18 protein-coding genes are annotated in these 17749 nt (G+C 32.0%); 5 read left to right on the forward strand and 13 right to left on the reverse strand.

Annotation, left to right across the window (positions count from 1 at the left end):
• Positions 1-55 precede the first annotated feature (55 nt).
• The 5 genes from mltG to WAF17_RS20280 all read right to left on the reverse strand — a co-directional run bounded on the left by mltG (position 56) and on the right by WAF17_RS20280 (position 3635).
• Positions 56-1135, reverse strand: coding sequence for an endolytic transglycosylase MltG (gene mltG / locus WAF17_RS20260; RefSeq protein WP_338763704.1), 1080 nt, complete (start codon positions 1133-1135; stop codon positions 56-58).
• 60 nt (positions 1136-1195) lie between these two features.
• Positions 1196-1687, reverse strand: a complete 492-nt coding sequence (locus WAF17_RS20265; RefSeq protein ID WP_338763707.1) for a YcxB family protein — start codon at positions 1685-1687, stop codon at positions 1196-1198.
• Between the two features lie 172 nt (positions 1688-1859).
• Entirely contained in the window at positions 1860-2339 is a 480-nt protein-coding gene (locus tag WAF17_RS20270) for a hypothetical protein (RefSeq protein WP_338763710.1), read from the reverse strand.
• A 190-nt stretch (positions 2340-2529) separates the two neighbouring features.
• Positions 2530-3027, reverse strand: coding sequence for a hypothetical protein (locus WAF17_RS20275; protein ID WP_338763712.1), 498 nt, complete (start codon positions 3025-3027; stop codon positions 2530-2532).
• Positions 3028-3047: 20 nt separating this feature from the next.
• Positions 3048-3635, reverse strand: coding sequence for an RNA polymerase sigma factor (locus tag WAF17_RS20280; protein WP_338763714.1), 588 nt, complete (start codon positions 3633-3635; stop codon positions 3048-3050).
• A 280-nt stretch (positions 3636-3915) separates the two neighbouring features.
• Between WAF17_RS20280 and WAF17_RS20285 the strand changes: the two genes are divergently transcribed.
• On the forward strand, positions 3916-4545 hold the full coding sequence (locus WAF17_RS20285) for a hypothetical protein (RefSeq protein WP_338763717.1): 630 nt from the start codon (positions 3916-3918) through the stop codon (positions 4543-4545).
• Positions 4546-4599: 54 nt separating this feature from the next.
• Entirely contained in the window at positions 4600-5115 is a 516-nt protein-coding gene (locus tag WAF17_RS20290) for a hypothetical protein (RefSeq protein ID WP_338763719.1), read from the forward strand.
• A gap of 64 nt (positions 5116-5179) precedes the next feature.
• Here WAF17_RS20290 and WAF17_RS20295 read toward each other — a convergent pair whose 3' ends face one another.
• From WAF17_RS20295 to WAF17_RS20320, 6 genes are all read right to left on the reverse strand, one after another.
• Positions 5180-6106: a ribose-phosphate pyrophosphokinase gene (locus tag WAF17_RS20295; protein ID WP_338763722.1), complete on the reverse strand. Its 927-nt coding sequence runs from the start codon at positions 6104-6106 to the stop codon at positions 5180-5182.
• A 203-nt stretch (positions 6107-6309) separates the two neighbouring features.
• A complete protein-coding gene (locus WAF17_RS20300) occupies positions 6310-7017 on the reverse strand; it encodes a DUF6089 family protein (RefSeq protein WP_338763725.1) in 708 nt (235 codons plus the stop codon).
• 168 nt (positions 7018-7185) lie between these two features.
• Positions 7186-8346: a DUF6089 family protein gene (locus WAF17_RS20305; protein WP_338763728.1), complete on the reverse strand. Its 1161-nt coding sequence runs from the start codon at positions 8344-8346 to the stop codon at positions 7186-7188.
• 497 nt (positions 8347-8843) lie between these two features.
• Entirely contained in the window at positions 8844-9164 is a 321-nt protein-coding gene (locus WAF17_RS20310; RefSeq protein ID WP_338763731.1) for a hypothetical protein, read from the reverse strand.
• A 77-nt stretch (positions 9165-9241) separates the two neighbouring features.
• Positions 9242-9976 carry a tetratricopeptide repeat protein gene (locus WAF17_RS20315; protein WP_338763733.1) on the reverse strand — a complete coding sequence of 245 codons (735 nt, stop codon included), beginning with the start codon at positions 9974-9976 and terminating at the stop codon, positions 9242-9244.
• A gap of 129 nt (positions 9977-10105) precedes the next feature.
• Entirely contained in the window at positions 10106-11383 is a 1278-nt protein-coding gene (locus tag WAF17_RS20320; protein ID WP_338763736.1) for an aspartate kinase, read from the reverse strand.
• Positions 11384-11594: 211 nt separating this feature from the next.
• On the opposite strand from WAF17_RS20320, the gene WAF17_RS20325 reads away from it, so the two are divergent.
• The 3 genes from WAF17_RS20325 to lpdA all read left to right on the forward strand — a co-directional run bounded on the left by WAF17_RS20325 (position 11595) and on the right by lpdA (position 13991).
• Positions 11595-12044 carry a hypothetical protein gene (locus tag WAF17_RS20325; protein ID WP_338763738.1) on the forward strand — a complete coding sequence of 150 codons (450 nt, stop codon included), beginning with the start codon at positions 11595-11597 and terminating at the stop codon, positions 12042-12044.
• Between the two features lie 2 nt (positions 12045-12046).
• Complete coding sequence (locus WAF17_RS20330; RefSeq protein ID WP_338763740.1) at positions 12047-12475, forward strand: hypothetical protein; 429 nt, start codon at positions 12047-12049, stop codon at positions 12473-12475.
• A gap of 103 nt (positions 12476-12578) precedes the next feature.
• On the forward strand, positions 12579-13991 hold the full coding sequence (gene lpdA, locus WAF17_RS20335; protein WP_338763742.1) for a dihydrolipoyl dehydrogenase: 1413 nt from the start codon (positions 12579-12581) through the stop codon (positions 13989-13991).
• A gap of 269 nt (positions 13992-14260) precedes the next feature.
• Here the strand turns inward: lpdA and WAF17_RS20340 are convergent, their stop codons facing one another.
• Entirely contained in the window at positions 14261-15124 is an 864-nt protein-coding gene (locus tag WAF17_RS20340; RefSeq protein ID WP_338763745.1) for a hypothetical protein, read from the reverse strand.
• 242 nt (positions 15125-15366) lie between these two features.
• The gene (bamD, locus tag WAF17_RS20345) at positions 15367-17649 is read right to left on the reverse strand and encodes an outer membrane protein assembly factor BamD (RefSeq protein WP_338763748.1); all 2283 of its coding nucleotides are present in this window, start codon (positions 17647-17649) and stop codon (positions 15367-15369) included.
• Positions 17650-17749: the final 100 nt, after the last annotated feature.

A 17749-nucleotide genomic window follows, 5' to 3' on the forward strand; every position in this document is an offset into this window, starting at 1 on the left:
AAATTAAATATAACTCTGAAAGACCTTTTGCTTAATTTTAATTTTTGAAAAATTTCTATTTTATACCTCTAGCATTCAAAGCTCTGTGATAACGCCTAGCATTTGCTTCGTGTTCTGCGTTTGTTTTGGCAAAAGCATGATAACCAGATAAGTCTTCTTTTGCACAGAAAAATATATATTCGTGATTTTCAGGTTTCAAAACAGCATTCAGACCAGAAATAGAAGGCAGACGAATTGGAGAAGGAGGTAAACCTACATATTTATAAGTATTAAAAGGAGATTCAATTTCTTTATGACGATTCAAAACTCTTTTAATAGTAAAATCATTATGAGCAAAAACAAGAGTTGGGTCAGCTTGAAGTAACATTTCTCTTTCTAAGCGATTAAGATAAACACCAGCAACACGAGGTTTTTCATCTTTGAAGCGAGTTTCTGCATCTACAATAGAAGCCAAAATAGCAACTTCTTTTTGAGAAAGTCCTTGTTCTTTGGCTAGTGCTTTTCGCTCATCTGTCCAAAATTTATCATATTCCTTTTTCATTCTCTCAACAACTTCTTCCTTTGAGTCTGTCCAATACATTTCATACGTATTAGGAATAAACATTGAAATAAAATTGTCTTTATCAAACCCAAACTCTTTTGCCGTACTTTCATCTTGTAAATAATTTGCAAACTCTGTAGAATCAATTGCCAAATTTGCTGTTATTTTTCCTGCTAGTTCTGGTAAAAAGCGCAAGTTTTCATTGAAAGTAACATTTACAGGAGCTTGAGCTCCAGAACGAAGCTGACGAACAAAGTCAATGGTATTTGTTTTGGGAGTTAGAATATAACGACCTGCTTTTACATTATCGACGTAGTTCATCCATTTTGAAAAGACACCAAAAGCGACAGGATGCTGAATCGTACCATCTTGACGCAATTTTTTTGCTAGTTGGTTATAAGTCATTCCTTTTGGAATATATAAAACTTGCTCTTTTGCTCCTTTCATTGTCAGAACAGAAGGCGTATAAGCCATTTGGTAAATATAAAAACTTGTACCGATAAGAAAGACAGATAAACCTGCAAAAAGTCCTAAGAAGACTTTGTACTTCATGCTTATTTTGCCTTCAGAATTTTCTTTTTTGGAAGTAGCCATTTTGATATATAATTTAGACCCTAAGGGTTTTCAGAAACCCTTAGGGTCTTTTTTTTATAATTATTTTTTAATCTCTGTATTTAAATATCCTTTGCGACGGATAACTGTTTCTACAAACTTGATTTCATTTTCAGATTTGAAAATAGTAAAAGGAAAATACAAGAACTCAAATTTTGACATGTAGAGAACAAAAGCATCTTCTCTTTTTTCTACTTTGATAATTTTATCCCATTTTATTTCTGAACCTCTTTTTGCATCTACCATCATCATAATACGTTTACTATTGATATCATACGCATATTTGTCAAACAAAGGTTTTGATTTTTCGTGCATTGTGAGCCCTTTGAACTGAATATACCAAAAAAGAAGGTATAAACCCGATAGCGTAATGGCAACACCTAATCCCCAACCCCACAAACCAAAAGCAAGGAAGATAAGGAAGATAGCAGGAGGAATGAACCAAACCCACCACCATTGTTTGAGGGCATTTACAAAAGAAATTTTGACATAAACATCTGGGTCGATTTTATATTTTTTTGTTTTGACAATCATAAAAGACGGATTCGTAACGAATTTTTAGTGAATTGAATTACTATTTTAATTTGACTACAAAATTAAGGAAAATAATCTAAATCAGTTACCAGTTACCAGTAAATAGTAATCAGTTGTTGATAAAATAATATAAAAAACAAAACCCATGATTTTTATGTCATGGGTTAAAGTTTTAATTATCTTCATCTTCATCAGGTGGATGATGACCTCCTCGTTTGGAAAGCTCCTTCAATAACATTCTTCTAAATTGTCTTTCTGTTCGGTATAATTCCATTATTTTCTCTACCGAAACAACGGTTTTAAATTTTTCAAAATAGAGTTTTTCTAGCTCTAATTCTTGTTCACGTAACTCAAATGTCTTTTTGAAAGAAGCTTCTAACTTTGCCCCTGTTAGTCTCCTTCCTTCTCTTCTATTTTGTTTGAGTTGTTTTTTTATATTTTCCCTTTTAGTAGAATACTCATTATAAATAGGAAAAAATTTGGCTGCTTCATCAGAAGAAAGATTAAGGTTTTGAGTAATCATTGCCACTCGCATTGCCTTTAATTGTTCACTCATTTCTTCATTACCTCTCCCATTATGTCCTCGTTGAGCAAAAACAGAAATAGATAAAAAGAAGAATAAAACAAATGAGGTATAAAATTTAGTTTTCATATAGGTTATATTATTTTTTTAGGTGGTATTGAAATTTTTAGTATAGAAGTTGTTTAAGAGTAGGTTTTGTACGTTTATTTGTTGGTGTCGCTACGCTAAAACACCAACAAAGGCTGGGTTACTTTTCCATAGAATTGGGTTTGTAAGTCCAATTCTATGGAAAAAATTACATTCTTAAACAACTTTATAGTTATAGGTATTCTTCTTCTAACATCAAATCTAATGATTCAGTATCAATAGAATTCAAATCAGATTCTTCAAAGACATTATTAGTTTCTAAAGTAGAGCCTTGTGGAATAAAACTCATTAATTCATTTTCCGAAATATCTTCATTCAATAAAAAGTCATTAATCTGCTCTGTTGGTATTTTAGAAAAATCTACTTCTTGCGTTTTGTTATCTAAAGCTACATTTGTTTGCGAATTTATATCTGATTTTGAAGAAAATGTATAAATTCCTGCTATTGCAATAAACAACAAAAGAAGTGTTGCAGCAATCCCCATAACTTGAGGTTTGACCCAAAATTTATTATTTTTTTCTTTTTTTGAATGAATAGAAATCGATTTTGAATCTTGATTTTCTTTCTCTTCTTCTTCTAATTGAGCATAAATTTTACTAGAAATAGTATCAAAATGAGCTTCATCAGGAATTTGAAAAGGTTGTTTTTTGGGTATGTCTTCTAATTTCATAATTATATATTTTATCGTTTTTATTGATAATTCTCTTTTAAATAGGCTTCAATTTTCTTAGTTGCCAAATGATAAGATGCCTTCAAAGCACCAACAGAAGTATCTACTATTTCTGAAATTTCATCGTATTTCATTTCATCAAAATACTTCATATTAAAAACCAAACGCTGTTTGTCAGGTAAAGTCAAAATAGCTTTTTGAAGAATAAGCTGTACTTCATCTCCCGAAAACTGCTCATCACTTTCTAAATTTTGCATCAGTTCTTCAGATGTTTCATTCATCCTTAAACCATACTTTTTCTTTTTCCTTTCCAAGAAACGAAGTGCTTCATTAGTTGCTATTCTATAAATCCATGTATAAAGTTTAGCTTCATTTTTAAATTTATCTATGTTTTTCCACACTTTCACAAATGTTTCTTGCAACAAATCATCTGTATCGTCAGCATCAATTACCATTTTTCGAAGATGAGAATAAATGGCTCGTCTATGTAATCGCATAATTCCATCAAAGGCAATTGTACGTTCTTTCGAAGCTGTTAGAGGATTCTGTAATTGTTGAATCCACTTTTGTTCTTGTTCTATTTGATTGGATTGAACTATTGGAGACAAAGAAAGGTAGATTAATTGAGATAAAGTAAATTGAAAAGACTAAATTGTATGCTGATAAAAGCTCTAATTTATTCTCTTTGCTAATTAGACACAGAAATAACGAAAAGGTTTAATCAGGTCATAAAAAATAAATCTAAAAAGCTTTTTTGATTAACTTTATTTACCTTTTTTCTCTAGAAATCCATTTTTTAATAAACAAAAATAAAAATAGGCTGTTATATTATTAAGAATTTAAGACAAATTTATTTTTTTAACTAAACTTTTTAAACTAGAAATTATTATGGCAGAAATTAAAATTGAAAAGAAAGCTCCTATTTTACCTTGGATATTAGGTCTATTATTACTCTTGCTAGTTGGTGCTGGTGTTTATTTTGGATTTATGGTGGATAAAAAAGCAGACACAGAAGTAGTTGCTTTGGCTGATGAAGTACCTGAAAATGAAATTCTTCCCGAAGAAACTACAACAGAGGTAACAGCACTTCCAGCAGAAGTAAATACTTTTGTAATGTTTGCTAATGAAGAGAGTAACTATACGGATGCAGAGATGGATATTCATCACAAATATACAGGTAATGCATTACGTCATATGGGGGATGCTTTAGTTGCTCTTGCTGATAAGAAAGGCATGTCTGAAGAAATGAATGCACAAGCTTTGCATGATGAACTGGATACAGCAGCAGATGAAATTCAAGAAAACTGGAAGGAAACTGACCACGCAGACCATATCAAAAATGCTTTTATGAAAGTAAGTGGAGCATTAAACCAACTTGCTGATGGCTCTACAAGTGAGAGCTTAAAAAAAGAAGCAAAAGATATTGACCCAAATACTTTGACATTGGAGCAAAAAGCTGATGTAAAAGATTTTATTGACAAAACAGCATCTGTAATGAAGCAATTAGCTATGGAGTAATATCTTTTAGATAATTCAAATTATTAATCTCATTTTTTAAACTTTATTTTTATTATGGAACACAAAACAGATAAGACAGAAGACTTTCACGAAGAAATTACATTAGAACGCTTAGAAAATCTTGACGACTACAAAGTAGCTGATGGCTATAAAAACGTAGTAGATTGGAAAGTTGTAGCAGACAAAGAATTAAACATAGGTAAAGTAAGAGGACTTGTTGCTTCAAAAGAACTAGGGAGAGTTCTCTATTTAGATATATTAGTAGAAAAAAGTCTTTGTAGTGATGACGAGAGTAAATTATATATCCTAGTCCCTATTGGTCTTGCAAAATTCAACACAGATGACAAAACTGTAAGTATTAATTCTATTGATGCTGATACATTTGTAAGCTATCCACGTTATGATGGTTCAGATATTCGCTTAGATTATGAACGTTTATTATATGGATATTACTCAAAACATCCAAACATTGAGTTGAAACCTTATATTGGTCGTCAGAAAGCAGATTATGATAACGAAATGTTATACGACAAAAAAATAATGCATGGCAGCCCATTAATGGGAATTTAGATAGAAAACTCTTAAAAAAGACAAAACCTTATTTCATTTGATTGAAATAAGGTTTTTTTTATTTTTAAATAAAAAGAGTGCTAATAGACTCTTGGTCGTGAATCTTACGAATTGCTTTTGCAAAAAGTTCAGAAACAGATAATACTTTTATTTTATCAGACTTTTCTTTTAATGGAATAGTGTCCATAACAGCAAGTTCTAAAAGAGGAGAGTTATTGATATTTTCATATGCTTTTCCAGACAAAACAGGGTGTGTGGCAATGGCACGTACCGAAACAGCTCCGTTATCAAGCAATACTTGTGCAGCCTTCGAAATTGTCCCTGCAGTGTCTATAAGGTCATCTACAATAATTACATTTGCACCCTCTACATCTCCAATTACTTGCATAGAAGCAATTTCATTCGCTCTCTTTCGGTGTTTATCACAAACTACCATATCAGCATGAAACTGTGATGCATAACTTCTAGCTCTAGCAACTCCCCCAACATCGGGTGAGGCAAAAACTAAGTTTTCAAGTTTCAGAGATTCAATATAAGGAATAAAAATAGCTGTTGCATAAAGATGATCAACTGGAATATCAAAAAAGCCTTGAATTTGTCCTGCATGTAAATCACATGTCATGATACGAGTTGCTCCAGCAGCAGAAATAAGATTAGCTACCAGTTTTGCGCCAATAGCTACACGAGGTTTATCTTTTCTGTCTTGACGAGCATATCCAAAATAAGGCATCACAACCGTAACCGAACCAGCAGAAGCACGTTTTGCTGCATCAATCATCAGCAAAAGTTCCATCAGATTGTCAGCAGGTGGAAAAGTAGATTGAACAATAAAAACATCTGCACCACGAATAGATTCACTATAATTAGGACAGATTTCTCCATCACTAAAAACTTGAAGATTGTGTTGTCCTAATGGTTTTCCAAAGGAATGTGCAATTTTTTCGGCTAAATAAAGAGACGCAGATCCAGCAAAGATTTTGACAGAATTCATAGAAGTAGGAACAAGAAGTATAGAAAAAGATTTGAGACAAAAATAACTACACTAGCTAGTAAATTCAAATGAAAAGGGGTTTTATTTTACATTTTTTTGGTAGTTGAAGATTCAATTCTGATTTATTTTAATTTTTATCAAAAAAATAACACCTTCTATCAAAAAAGGTGTTACATAACTCTTGCTTCATTCAAATTATTTTTTTATCTAAACTCTGTTGGACAAATGACTCTATTAATTGTAAAGCTAATAGAAATTCCTGCATAATAATACATATCTTTAGTAAACAGATTTGTCATTTGAAATTTTCCTACACTACTAATATCTTCATTCGTTCCGTCTTGAATCATGCCATCAATAGCATCTGTAAAAGTAGGTCTTGCTCCAAACTCAAATCCTAAATTATAACTATGAGCCAACATATATTTTAGTCCGACACCAATAGGCAAACCAATTTCTAAGGCATTAGGCTGGTTGTCAAAGTAATTACTATTCACAGCAATATGTGCTACCGACCCACCCAAAAAAACGTAAGGTGAAAGACGATTTAGTTCACTCATAGCTCTGTAATCTCTGAAGTTATATTCCATTCTTCCTGATACTTCATAGATTGTTGCCACAAATTTGGCTGCTCTTCTTTGAAAAAAAAGATTTTCAGAATCAGATTCATCTGCCTTTATTACTCCTACCATTGCACCAAAACGCAAAGCAAAAGAAGGACTAGGATTATAACGAAAGAAAAACTCTCCTGCTGGTCGTACATTTTTTAATTTATAAGAGGGAGAAATATCTCCTGTATAATTTGCTACTCCTGCTCCAAAACCAAATTCTATATCTTGAGCTTGAGAAGCTACTGAAAGAATTGAAAATAAAGCAAAGAGAAGAATAAATTTATAATTCATATTTTTCATAAAGAAAATTTATTATTGATTAGAACCAAGGTTCTTCAAATAGTTTGACTTTTTAATTTATTTAATTGACAAATTTACAGCCATTTACTAGAAATATCTAAAAAAGCTCATAAAAAAAGTGTACAAGAATAAAATTTTTGTACACCTCTTAGAAAAAATCTTTTATTTTTATTTAAAACGAACAGGACAACGCACTCCATGAGGAGGGATAATATACGTCAAATGAAAACCTGTAAGCATATAAACATCATTATCATTTTGGTTTCCACGAATACTTGGTTCTGCCTTGTAAGGATCACTACCAAAACCATTAAAAGTATTGTAACCTACCCCATCAATACCTACATATGAATAACGAGAAAGTAATCTAACTAATTCTCCTCTACTCGCCATTTCTGCTAGTATTGCACCTCTATCTCCTTCTAAAGAACGGTCATGAAATGCTTTAGCAAGTTCGTCATCTCCAAAAACTCCTAAATCAACATAGTTGCGACTAACATCATCTAAATAATCTGTAAGTAAGAAACGGTAAGAGAATTCAAATGCAATATCTATGCGATTAGATAATTTTTTACGTATTCCAAATCCAACAGGAATAGCAATCTGTACTTTCGAGTATTTCTTTCCTAAATCTCTTGTAACTGAATCTCCCTGTATGAGAGCTGTGTAAGAGCCACGTCCTTGTCCTTCCGTACCTAGAGGCTGTAAATCTGTCCATTCGTCTGCTCCCCAATCTGGAGAACCTCCACCAATTTTAGTTGTAGGAGCTTTTGCTTTAGGTGCGTGATAAAAAACAGCTAGACCACCCATTACATAAGGTACAAATTGTTTTGGTCTTTGATAAAATTCTTTGTTCAGAAGTTCGCTACTCATTAAATCCCAACGAAAAGTGGTGTTGAGTTCGAAAATATCATTTCTAAAATGAGCATTACGAATATAACGGAAAAAATCATGTCCATCAGTTGGGTCAGCTGTTTCTTCATCAGATGCTAAGATTCTTCCCCAGTTTAGTCCTAAACGAGCCGAAAATTGTGGACGAAATTTTTTCTCAACAAATATTCCAATATTTGGACGAGTGAAACGTAAGTCTGTACTCCAAAAATTAGACTTAGGTACAATATCACCAAAATAATTCATTGAATTGACATTTAAGCCAACACTAACATACTGACGGCGTTTTGTCCACACCCATTGATGATTGTGAGGTCCTCTACGAGGAGTTGTTTTTTTGTAGTAATATTTATTTCCTACTTGTGCTTGTACTTCTTCAGTTGCTAAGAAAGCGACACCAAGTAAAGTAAATAAGAATGTAAAAAGAATTTTTTTCATAGAAACAAGTTTTTAAAGCAAGCTATCAGTTAGTATAAAAGTAAAACTAAATAACAAGACAGATGTATAGAGCAATTTTTAGAGAGTCAAATTTACGGAAGTAGATTAAAGAATCAAATTTCGAATAGATATAAACTACTCTAAATCAGTATTCTTTACTTAGACAGTATTTAATTAACTAATTTGGAAAACAATATTGTATTTTCAAAATTTTATCATTGAAAACAAGTAAAACTACCTATTAAATAAACTCAAAAAATATCAAAAAATTTTATCTCATTTTTTAAAATCAGTATTTTTTGATAAAAATTTCATAAAAAAGATAGTTAAGAATGTTTTTTCAATCAAAAATACACAAAAATTATGCTATCACTTACAAAAAAGAAAAAAATAGGGGTAAATACTGTGTTAAATTCAAAAACTAAAAAAGAAAATCCCTACCTAAATTATTAAACAATAATTAGATAGGAATTTATTTTAAAAAATGACATTTATATTTAGCTCTTCGACATAGAATCTTCCATCATTTCATATTGTCCTGTCGTCTTTGCATAGGCTTGTTTTACTTTTTTTACACCTTGCAAAATACTGGCAGCACTAAGACAGACAATAATAGCTGTATTTAATCTATTATCTTCATTGAAAGCATCTTTTTTTAATATTGCTTGTCCTAAAGCAACAACACCAGTTAGAGATGCAATAGCACCAAAAGCACCTTTATATTCAGGTTTTTGATGTAATTCTCCAGGTAAAAAACGAATAGCTGTTTCTGCTCCACTTACTGCAGAGGTAATTGTTTTTAGTGTTCTCTTATCCATAAATTTAATTTTGAGAAGTTTAAAAAATGTAAATTTTACAATAACTCAACTCCATTTTTCTGAAAATGTTTATTCTTTTATCCTAAAATTGTTTCAAAATCATCATTATACTCGCTTTTTCTTAAAGAATTAAATGATTCATTTGACTTGAAAAAACTTATTGTGTTGGGCTGTAATTCGACAGCTTCCTCTATCGAAACAAGAGCTTTCGAAAATTGTCCTAGTTCAGCTTGTACAATAGCTAAACCTACCCATGCCTCCCAAAGAGGAAAACTTTTTCTTTGTTTTGGCAAATCAATTACTTTTTGATAATAAGTAAGAGCATCTTCATTCTTCTCCAAATCTAATTGTAACTTTGCCATTTCTAATAGTGCATCATCAAAATGAGGATGTATTTTTAGAGCAGCTTCAAAAGATTCTAGTGCTTTCTCGTTCTCATTTATTTGTCTGAATGCTAAAGCTTTATTCAAATGCGCTCTCTCTGGACGATTCTCAGTCATTCTTAAAGAAAGAGCAAAATCAAAATAGGAAATAGCTGTTCTTGGCTGTTTCATGTTGAGCATTGCAGTTCCCATATTCAAATAAGTATCTCCCTTTTCAGGTGCAATTTGTGAGTAAGCTTTAAAATTATCGAAGGCACTTCTCCAATCTTGAAGCTGCATATAGGTAAGTCCTTTTATATAAAAAGCAGGTGCAAAGTCTGGACTTTCTGTAAGAGTAGTTTCTAATTTTTCTAAAGCAATATCGTATTTTCTTGTTTCGTAGGCTTTACAAGCCTCGTTATATGATGCTGGAATTTCTTGTGGCTGCATAAAATGAATAAAATTCAATAAATAATTTCAAATAGTTGGCAAATTTAAGCAAAAAAAAGTGGTTTTTATACAAAACCACTTTTTAGTTTAAGACAAATTATAACTTGTTTTTGTCATAAGATAACATTATTACTTACTAACCACAACTTGAAAAACATCTTCCGAACGTTGTGCAATAAGTGCATTTCCAAGTCCTGTGAAGTTATTAAGTGTTTCAGTATCATAATTTTTGACTGTAATGAGTTCTAAATTCTCCAAATTATCTAACTCAAAATCATTACTCAAAGATTCTTTCAAGGAAGCTAATTTTCTATCGTCATTATCCGTACAGACAGAAAAAGAAGTAGCCGAAACTTGTAATAAGTTAATTTTGATATTATAACGATTTAGTTCAGAGTGAATATAAGCTAGTTGGTTTCGCTCATTGATGGCAGCCAAGTCTTTTGCTTTAAACACAAACATGCTCTGATTTCCTTTTACGATAATTGAAGGAATAGAAGGCAGTGTATCTACATTCGCAATTTTTGTTCCCTCTACATCTGCATTCAAAAACGAACGCACATATAAAGAAATGCCTTTTGCAGCTAATGGACGTATCGTTTTTGGGTGAATAACTGTTGCCCCATAATACGTCATTTCGGCAGCATCAGAATAATTAATCTGCTTGAAAAGGCGAGTGTTTTTAATTCTTTTGGGGTCTGCGTTCAAGATTCCAGAAACATCTTTCCAAATCGTAACGCCATCTGCTTGTAAACAATAAGCAAAAACAGCAGCCGTAAAATCTGAACCTTCACGCCCCAAAGTAGTCGTTTTTCCACCGATTGTTCCCCCAATAAAACCTTGCGTTAGGACAAAACGCTGCTCTAACATAGGCAAAAGTTCGGCTCTAATGAGTTGTTCCGACCATTCCCAATCTATTTGTCCTTCTCTCCAACGTTCATTAGTCTGTACAAAACGACGAGCATCTACCCACAGACATTTATCATCGTGTTGCATTTTGAGATATTCGGAAACAATGGCTGAAGACATAAGCTCTCCAAAACAAATTACTTGGTCGTAATGCTTATCCCAGTTGGGTTCGTCGTCTTTTAGGGTTGCTGAAAGCTGAAAAATATATTTTTGAAGAATCTTATAAACAATTTTTTCACGCTCTCCATCAAAAAGCTCATCTGCGAGTGCAAGATGATAGTCTTCAATTTGTTTAAGAATCTGTTTACATTTATCTTCCTGTTTCGATTTGGCTGCCTTAAAAATATCTTCCAAGTGGTTTGTTGTCTTGCCCATAGCAGAAACAACAATAACGAGTTTATCTTTTTTGTCAATAAATGAACGTAAAATATTACTTACATTTCTGACAGCAGGGGCATCTTTCACAGACGCACCACCAAATTTGAATACATGTAACATAAATGTACAAACGCTTTTTTGTGGCGTTGATTAAAATTATAAAATAAGAAAAATTGAATTGTTCAAAATGAGCTTTATATGTGTTTTGAGGTTTTATTCTTTTATAAAAATGAAATGCAAAGTAACAAAGTAGAAAACACTTAGGCAAGTATTTTAAGAAAGTATAGAGAATTGAGTAAATTTAGCTTTCAACTTTCAAACATCTTCAATTATGAAGCATACAAAAAAAGAATCTTGGGAGAGAATAATTTATAGAACTGATAAATTCGAAAAAGTAAGTTTTATTTTGCCTACTGTAGAGTGGTTACTTTCTAAAGGGTGTGATGAGCTTTTTTATGCTTCTTTTTCTCATTATGATTTGATTTTAGTTGAAGATTTGAATTGGTGGAAAAGTAAAAACAACAACACAAAAATTATTTTCAAATTTAATACGGTATTTTCAAGTAGAAATGTACTTACTACAATAGACAATATTAGGAATCAATTTTCTAAAGAAGAAAAGGAGGAGTTTTTGGAGCTAGAAAAAAGATGTCAAAAACAATTGCTTCGCTTAGCCATAGAAATCCAAACTAAAACAGAACACTATTCTCATATCACAAAAATCAATGAATACGATGAGTTTGAAATAATTTTGAATAGAATAATGAATAACTTAAATTAATTATGAATAGGAAAAAAATATTTCTATATGTTTTCGCTTTACTATTCCTTGGATTTTCTTTTCTTTCAGATAAATTCTCCGAATATAGAAGTGAAAAAACTCTAAGTAGCATAAAAGGCAAAATCCAAAAGCAAAACATAGTGTTGCTTTTGGATGGTAAAAGTCTAAGTAAGAACTATAAAAATATGTTTGTAGAAGGTATAATGACGCTTAGAAAGATAGCTTATCATCACTCTTCAAGAATAAATAAACGAACTGCTAGTATTATTTCTCAATCAGATACAACTATTCTAAATTTATATCAAGATTCAAAAAGACCAAGAGAATTTTGGGTGTATTTGGGAGAAAAGGAGGTGGGAAGAGTTGATATAGAAAACGATTCACTATTAGAAATTTTAGGAGTAGAAAAACCTTATAATAATGAGTTTTAAATTGTAGAGCTATTAATAAAATACTTAACATTTGAATTACTCATAAAAAGCAGTTAATTTTACATATACATTAATTTCGAATTTTTTTAATCCATTTTTATAGATGAAATACGACGTAACAGTTATTGGTTCAGGTCCTGGTGGTTATGTAGCTGCCATTCGTGCAGCACAATTAGGACTCAAAACTGCAATTATAGAAAAATATGCTACTTTGGGTGGTACGTGTCTGAATGTAGGCTGTATTCCTTCAAAGGCACTTTTAGATTCTTCAGAGCATTTTCATGCTGCTCAAAAAAACTTTAAAGAACACGGAATTGATATCAATGAGCCAAAAGTAAATTTTGAGCAGATGATTGAGCGCAAACGTGGTGTAGTTCAAAAAACGTGTGATGGAGTAGCTTATTTAATGAAGAAAAACAAAATTGATGTTCATCAAGGAGTTGGTTCTTTTATTGATAAAAACAACATCAAAATTACAGCAGAAGATGGCAAAGAGACAAAAATAGAAACTGATAAAGTTATCATTGCAACAGGCTCAAAACCAACTATTTTTCCTTTCTTTCCTTACGATAAAAAACGTTTTATTACTTCTACAGAAGCATTGGAATTGAAAGAAGTTCCTAAGAAAATGATTGTTATTGGTGGTGGAGTAATCGGAATGGAACTCGGTTCTGTGTATGCTCGTTTGGGAACGGAAGTTTCTGTTATTGAGTTTATGCCTTCTATTTTAGGCTCAATGGATAGCACAATGGGCAAAGAATTAGAAAGAGTAAGTAAAAAGTCGCTCAAAATGAAGTTCTTTTTGCAACACAAAGTAGAAAAAGCAGAATACAAAGGTAAAGACGGAAAAGAAGTAGTCATTACAGCAGTAGATAAAAAAGGAAAAGAAGTAAAGTTTGAGGCAGATTATTGTCTTCTTGCCGTGGGGCGTAGTGCCTATACAGAAGGTTTAGGGTTAGAAAATATCGGTATCAAAACTGATAAAAGAGGAGCAATTGATGTAAACGACCATCTTGAAACAAGCGTAAAAGGTATTTATGCGATTGGTGATGTTGTTCGTGGTGCAATGTTGGCACATAAAGCAGAAGAAGAAGGTGTTATGGTTGCCGAACTTATGGCAGGACAAAAACCTCATATCAATTATCTTCTAATTCCAGGGGTTGTTTATACGTGGCCAGAAGTGGCAAGTGTAGGTTATACAGAAGAGCAACTCAAAGAATCAGGCAGAAAATACAAATCAGGCTCATTTCCGTTTATGGCACTTGGAAGAGCAAGAGCTTCAATGGATACTGACGGACTTGTAAAAGTTTTGGCAGATGAAAAAACTGACGAAATACTTGGGATGCACATCATAGGTGCAAGAGCAGCCGATATGATTGCGACAGCCGTAACTGCAATGGAATACCGAGCATCAGCCGAAGATATTGCAAGACAAAGCCACGCACACCCAACCTATATGGAAGCTGTAAAAGAAGCGTGTTTGGCAGCTACTGAAAATCGTGCTATGCATATATAAAATAGAATTTGATAGTATAGGGACTATTGAGTGAATAACAAATTAGCTACGCTACTTCTTAGGGGGTTCATGATGTTGTTGGTTTCGCTTCGCTAAAACACCAACAACGGCATTTTTTGTTTTTTGAAAAATAAAAAACAGCAATATTTGTAAAAAAAAACGACTATCCTATCAAGTGTTTAAGTTAAAAACAAAATGAGGCTGACCTTTTCGGACAGCCTCATAATTAAATACATCTTTAAACTTGAACTTGTAAAGCTGTTTTAAGCTTATTCTGCAGCTGTTTCTATTTCTGCTTCTACTTTGGGAGTTGCAATATCTTCTTTACAGTTATCTAACATTGACTGGAACATTCCAATAATATCAGTCAGTTCATTTAAGAAGAAACGGTGTGGATGAATTTGGATAGTATCACCTTCTAAACGCAAGAAAAGCCACTGCTCTCCTGTTGTTACACAGCCATAAATTGTTGTAATATTATTATCTTCACGCTCATTGAAAATATCTGCTGCAATCATTTGAGCGACACATTTTCCTAAACCTAAATCTAAGTTGTTTTTGTAGGCCTGAACAATTGACATAACTGGTGAAGAAATAGAATACGATTCTGCACCCATTGAAAGAATAATATCAGAAGGACCTGCCAAACCTTCACGAGGCTCTACATTAAAATATTCTCCTGAGTAAATTGTAAATGCACGGTCAGTACGCTTACGAAGCTCCAAAAGAACAGGCATTAAAATAAATTCTGTACGTGCTTTTTCTGTCTTGATTGGCAAGTCTGCTGTTATCTCCATTGTTTGTTTTAACCAATCACTTGGCTCAATTGGAGTAATGCCTTCGAATAAGTCTTTCTGTACTTCGTTAAGATTAAAACGTCTTTTTATACGGTCAAAACTGAACTTATTGTAGTTCATAAACTCTCTTTTGTTGTAGCGAGAATAGTTATTATTATGTCCTCCGTTATTGTAATTATTATGTCCATTACCAGAACGCTCATTGTGATTAGAATTATGATTTGAGCCTTTATAACCTCCAGAATTATTAGAGGTGCGAGAATTAGAGTATGAGGACTTTTGATGTGAATCTTCTTCTTGATTTCTTGAACGATTTGGGTACTTAGGTGTTTTCATTATTATTTGTTCGATATAAATACTATTACTATTAAAAGTAAACTAAATTAATTAAAATTACTATATATAAAATTAAGCTGATTGCTTCTTCTTCTAACTACGTTTTATTCTTTGTATAGGATTGACAGACTTTCCTTATGTCTCATTGATTTTCTTTTTTTTAAATAAAACCTTTTCAAAAATAGTGAAAAATTATATAAAAATAAAAAATATCCCTAATTCACTTAAAAAGAGAGTTTATTTTATCCTCCTTTGTTCATATCTATTTCACTTTTGGTGTCTTTGAGAGGCTTTTCATTTAGTTTCTTAACGGCTGTTTCTAAAAGCTTTTTGGCATATTCTTGTTCTTGACTTCCTTTATATTTAGAAACGAAAATATTTAGCTTTTCTACATAAACAGCCAATGATTCTATGTATGAAGAACTCATAATTCGGAGTAGTTCTATTTTTGCATTGTAACTATTTTGAGGGTATTCATTCTGAATTTTCTCTAATTTTTCAATTGCTTTTTCATAATTTTTGGCTGAATACAATTCATAACTTTCTTGATACAAAGTAGTAACAATGGTATCATTTGCAGCTGACTCTTCTAAATAATTGGGATCAGAAATAAGTTTTGCAAAAACAGATTCTGGATATTTTGATTGTAGTGTTTTTTCATAACTTGCTACATCGCACTTTTCTAATGATTTGTTTTCCAAGCACATCTTACGAAGCAAAAATAATGCTTCTGGAATATTTTTATTCTTTGGAAAATCTTTAATAAAGCGTTCAAAGGTAGCTCTTGCATTTTCATCTTCTTTGAGTTGATAATGATATACCTTACCTAATTCAAATAAAGCAATTTCGATTTCTTTCTCTAAAAGTGTAATTTCTTCTTTCGTCGCAGGAACTTCTTTTATTCTTTCCTCTACACCTGCCACAGTTGCATACAGATTTTCTTGGTCTGTCTTGCTATCTGCCATTGTTTCTGTTGGATTTGCAGTGTTATCAATGGCACTATTTACTTTATTACTTCTTCGCCAATTATCTTCTAACGGACGGTTTTTCCAAACTCTCACAAACGTATTTTTTCCTTGTCTGACAGCTTGTTCGTTATAAAAATACCAAGTTTGAGCTATATTTGAGTTATTAGCAAATGGATTTGTAGTTCCTTTATTAACTAAATTTCCATTTTTAGCTGCTTTTTCGGCTGCTGCTATCTCTCTATCAATTTGTGCTTTTTCTTCTGCAATTTGCTTTTCGAAATATTTCACTAGCTCGTCGTGCGACATTTGCGAAAGATTTATCTTTAAATCTGCTTTCTGTAAAACATCATATTGCTTAAAAAATTGATTTAAAATTTCTCCTCGTTCAGCAATTTGGTCATAGTTACGCATTTCTTCTGTACTTATAGCAAGTGCAGAATCATAATAGGAGTTTGCCTTTGCATACTCACTTTGAGCATAATAAAGTTCACCCATTCTGACATAAGTATATGCCTTTTGTGCTGAATTTTCAGAAGGTTGATTTAGAGACTCTTGTAAAAGACTAATTGCTTCTTCTGTTTTGCCTCTTTTTTGAGCAAAACCTGCCATTTCATAATAAATTCGGTCTTTATACTCTTCATTTTTTTGATCTTTCAATAGCTTTTCAAAATATTTTTGAGCTTGTTTTATATCTTCTGCACTCGTACCAGCTACTTGTGAAGCATTTAATTGAGCATTAAAAACCATTTCATATTCTGGGTGAGCTTTTATACTTGCTTGATAATTTTGATATGATTTTCTATCAAACTTCTTTACATTTATCGTTTTGTCATCAATTCCTTGTTTGGCTTTATTTTGATAAATCTGACCTAAAATAAAGTGATAACGTGCTTTTTGAGTTTTATTTTTTACATAAGGCAAAGCAAGTTCTAAATAAGCTGCTGTTTTATCAAAATCAGTTATTGTTCTATAATAATGTGCTGAAACTAAATAAAAATCTCTGATATTTTCTTCTGAAAACTTGTCTCCTTCTTTCGAAATATAATCCATCGTGAAAGAAGCTTGGTCTAAATTTCCACTCTCAATAAAGGAACGCATCAGCCAAATAAGTGAAGCATGACGAACATCTAATTCATTGCTGTTTCCATTCAAATACTTAAAAGAATTGATGGCATTTCTATAATCTACTTGATGCAAACGAGCCTTACCGATAAGCAAATAACTATCGTCTGTCCAATCACTCTCTGGGTGGCGTTGGATAGGAAGCGAAGCCTTTTCTACTACATAATCCAATTCGCCTTTGAAAGCTCCCATAGAAACGCTGTCTATTGTGGGCAAAACTGCCAAAACATTATTAAAGTCACTTTTTTGTTGAACATAAGTATTCTTGTACACTTCATTAAAACGTTCATTTGCCAAAAAATAGGCATTGTAACGAGAAGCTGTATTTCTGTAAAACTGGCAAGAAGTCAAGCCATTAAATAAAAAAAATACAGAAATGAGGAATAATATGTTCTTACTTGATATTATCTTTTTTTGAGGAGTTGCTAAATTCATCTATTACTTTAATTATAATTACAATTATTTTCTATCAAAATTTGTGTATAGTTTATTTCATTCAATTATTTTTATCCAAATAGAATTTTAAAATTTGTAG

It is taken from the genome of Bernardetia sp. ABR2-2B (genome assembly GCF_037126435.1).
Classification (GTDB): Bacteria; Bacteroidota; Bacteroidia; order Cytophagales; family Bernardetiaceae; genus Bernardetia.

Excerpts from the sequence above, each read along its gene's own strand:
- mltG (WP_338763704.1), bottom strand. The coding sequence starts at position 1,135 with ATGGCTACTTCCAAAAAAGAAAATTCTGAAGGCAAAATAAGCATGAAG.
- WAF17_RS20265 (WP_338763707.1), bottom strand. The coding sequence starts at position 1,687 with ATGATTGTCAAAACAAAAAAATATAAAATCGACCCAGATGTTTATGTC.
- WAF17_RS20270 (WP_338763710.1), bottom strand. The coding sequence starts at position 2,339 with ATGAAAACTAAATTTTATACCTCATTTGTTTTATTCTTCTTTTTATCT.
- WAF17_RS20275 (WP_338763712.1), bottom strand. The coding sequence starts at position 3,027 with ATGAAATTAGAAGACATACCCAAAAAACAACCTTTTCAAATTCCTGAT.
- WAF17_RS20285 (WP_338763717.1), top strand. The coding sequence starts at position 3,916 with ATGGCAGAAATTAAAATTGAAAAGAAAGCTCCTATTTTACCTTGGATA.
- WAF17_RS20290 (WP_338763719.1), top strand. The coding sequence starts at position 4,600 with ATGGAACACAAAACAGATAAGACAGAAGACTTTCACGAAGAAATTACA.
- WAF17_RS20295 (WP_338763722.1), bottom strand. The coding sequence starts at position 6,106 with ATGAATTCTGTCAAAATCTTTGCTGGATCTGCGTCTCTTTATTTAGCC.
- WAF17_RS20300 (WP_338763725.1), bottom strand. The coding sequence starts at position 7,017 with ATGAAAAATATGAATTATAAATTTATTCTTCTCTTTGCTTTATTTTCA.
- WAF17_RS20305 (WP_338763728.1), bottom strand. The coding sequence starts at position 8,346 with ATGAAAAAAATTCTTTTTACATTCTTATTTACTTTACTTGGTGTCGCT.
- WAF17_RS20310 (WP_338763731.1), bottom strand. The coding sequence starts at position 9,164 with ATGGATAAGAGAACACTAAAAACAATTACCTCTGCAGTAAGTGGAGCA.
- WAF17_RS20315 (WP_338763733.1), bottom strand. The coding sequence starts at position 9,976 with ATGCAGCCACAAGAAATTCCAGCATCATATAACGAGGCTTGTAAAGCC.
- WAF17_RS20320 (WP_338763736.1), bottom strand. The coding sequence starts at position 11,383 with ATGTTACATGTATTCAAATTTGGTGGTGCGTCTGTGAAAGATGCCCCT.
- WAF17_RS20325 (WP_338763738.1), top strand. The coding sequence starts at position 11,595 with ATGAAGCATACAAAAAAAGAATCTTGGGAGAGAATAATTTATAGAACT.
- WAF17_RS20330 (WP_338763740.1), top strand. The coding sequence starts at position 12,047 with ATGAATAGGAAAAAAATATTTCTATATGTTTTCGCTTTACTATTCCTT.
- lpdA (WP_338763742.1), top strand. The coding sequence starts at position 12,579 with ATGAAATACGACGTAACAGTTATTGGTTCAGGTCCTGGTGGTTATGTA.
- WAF17_RS20340 (WP_338763745.1), bottom strand. The coding sequence starts at position 15,124 with ATGAAAACACCTAAGTACCCAAATCGTTCAAGAAATCAAGAAGAAGAT.
- bamD (WP_338763748.1), bottom strand. The coding sequence starts at position 17,649 with ATGAATTTAGCAACTCCTCAAAAAAAGATAATATCAAGTAAGAACATA.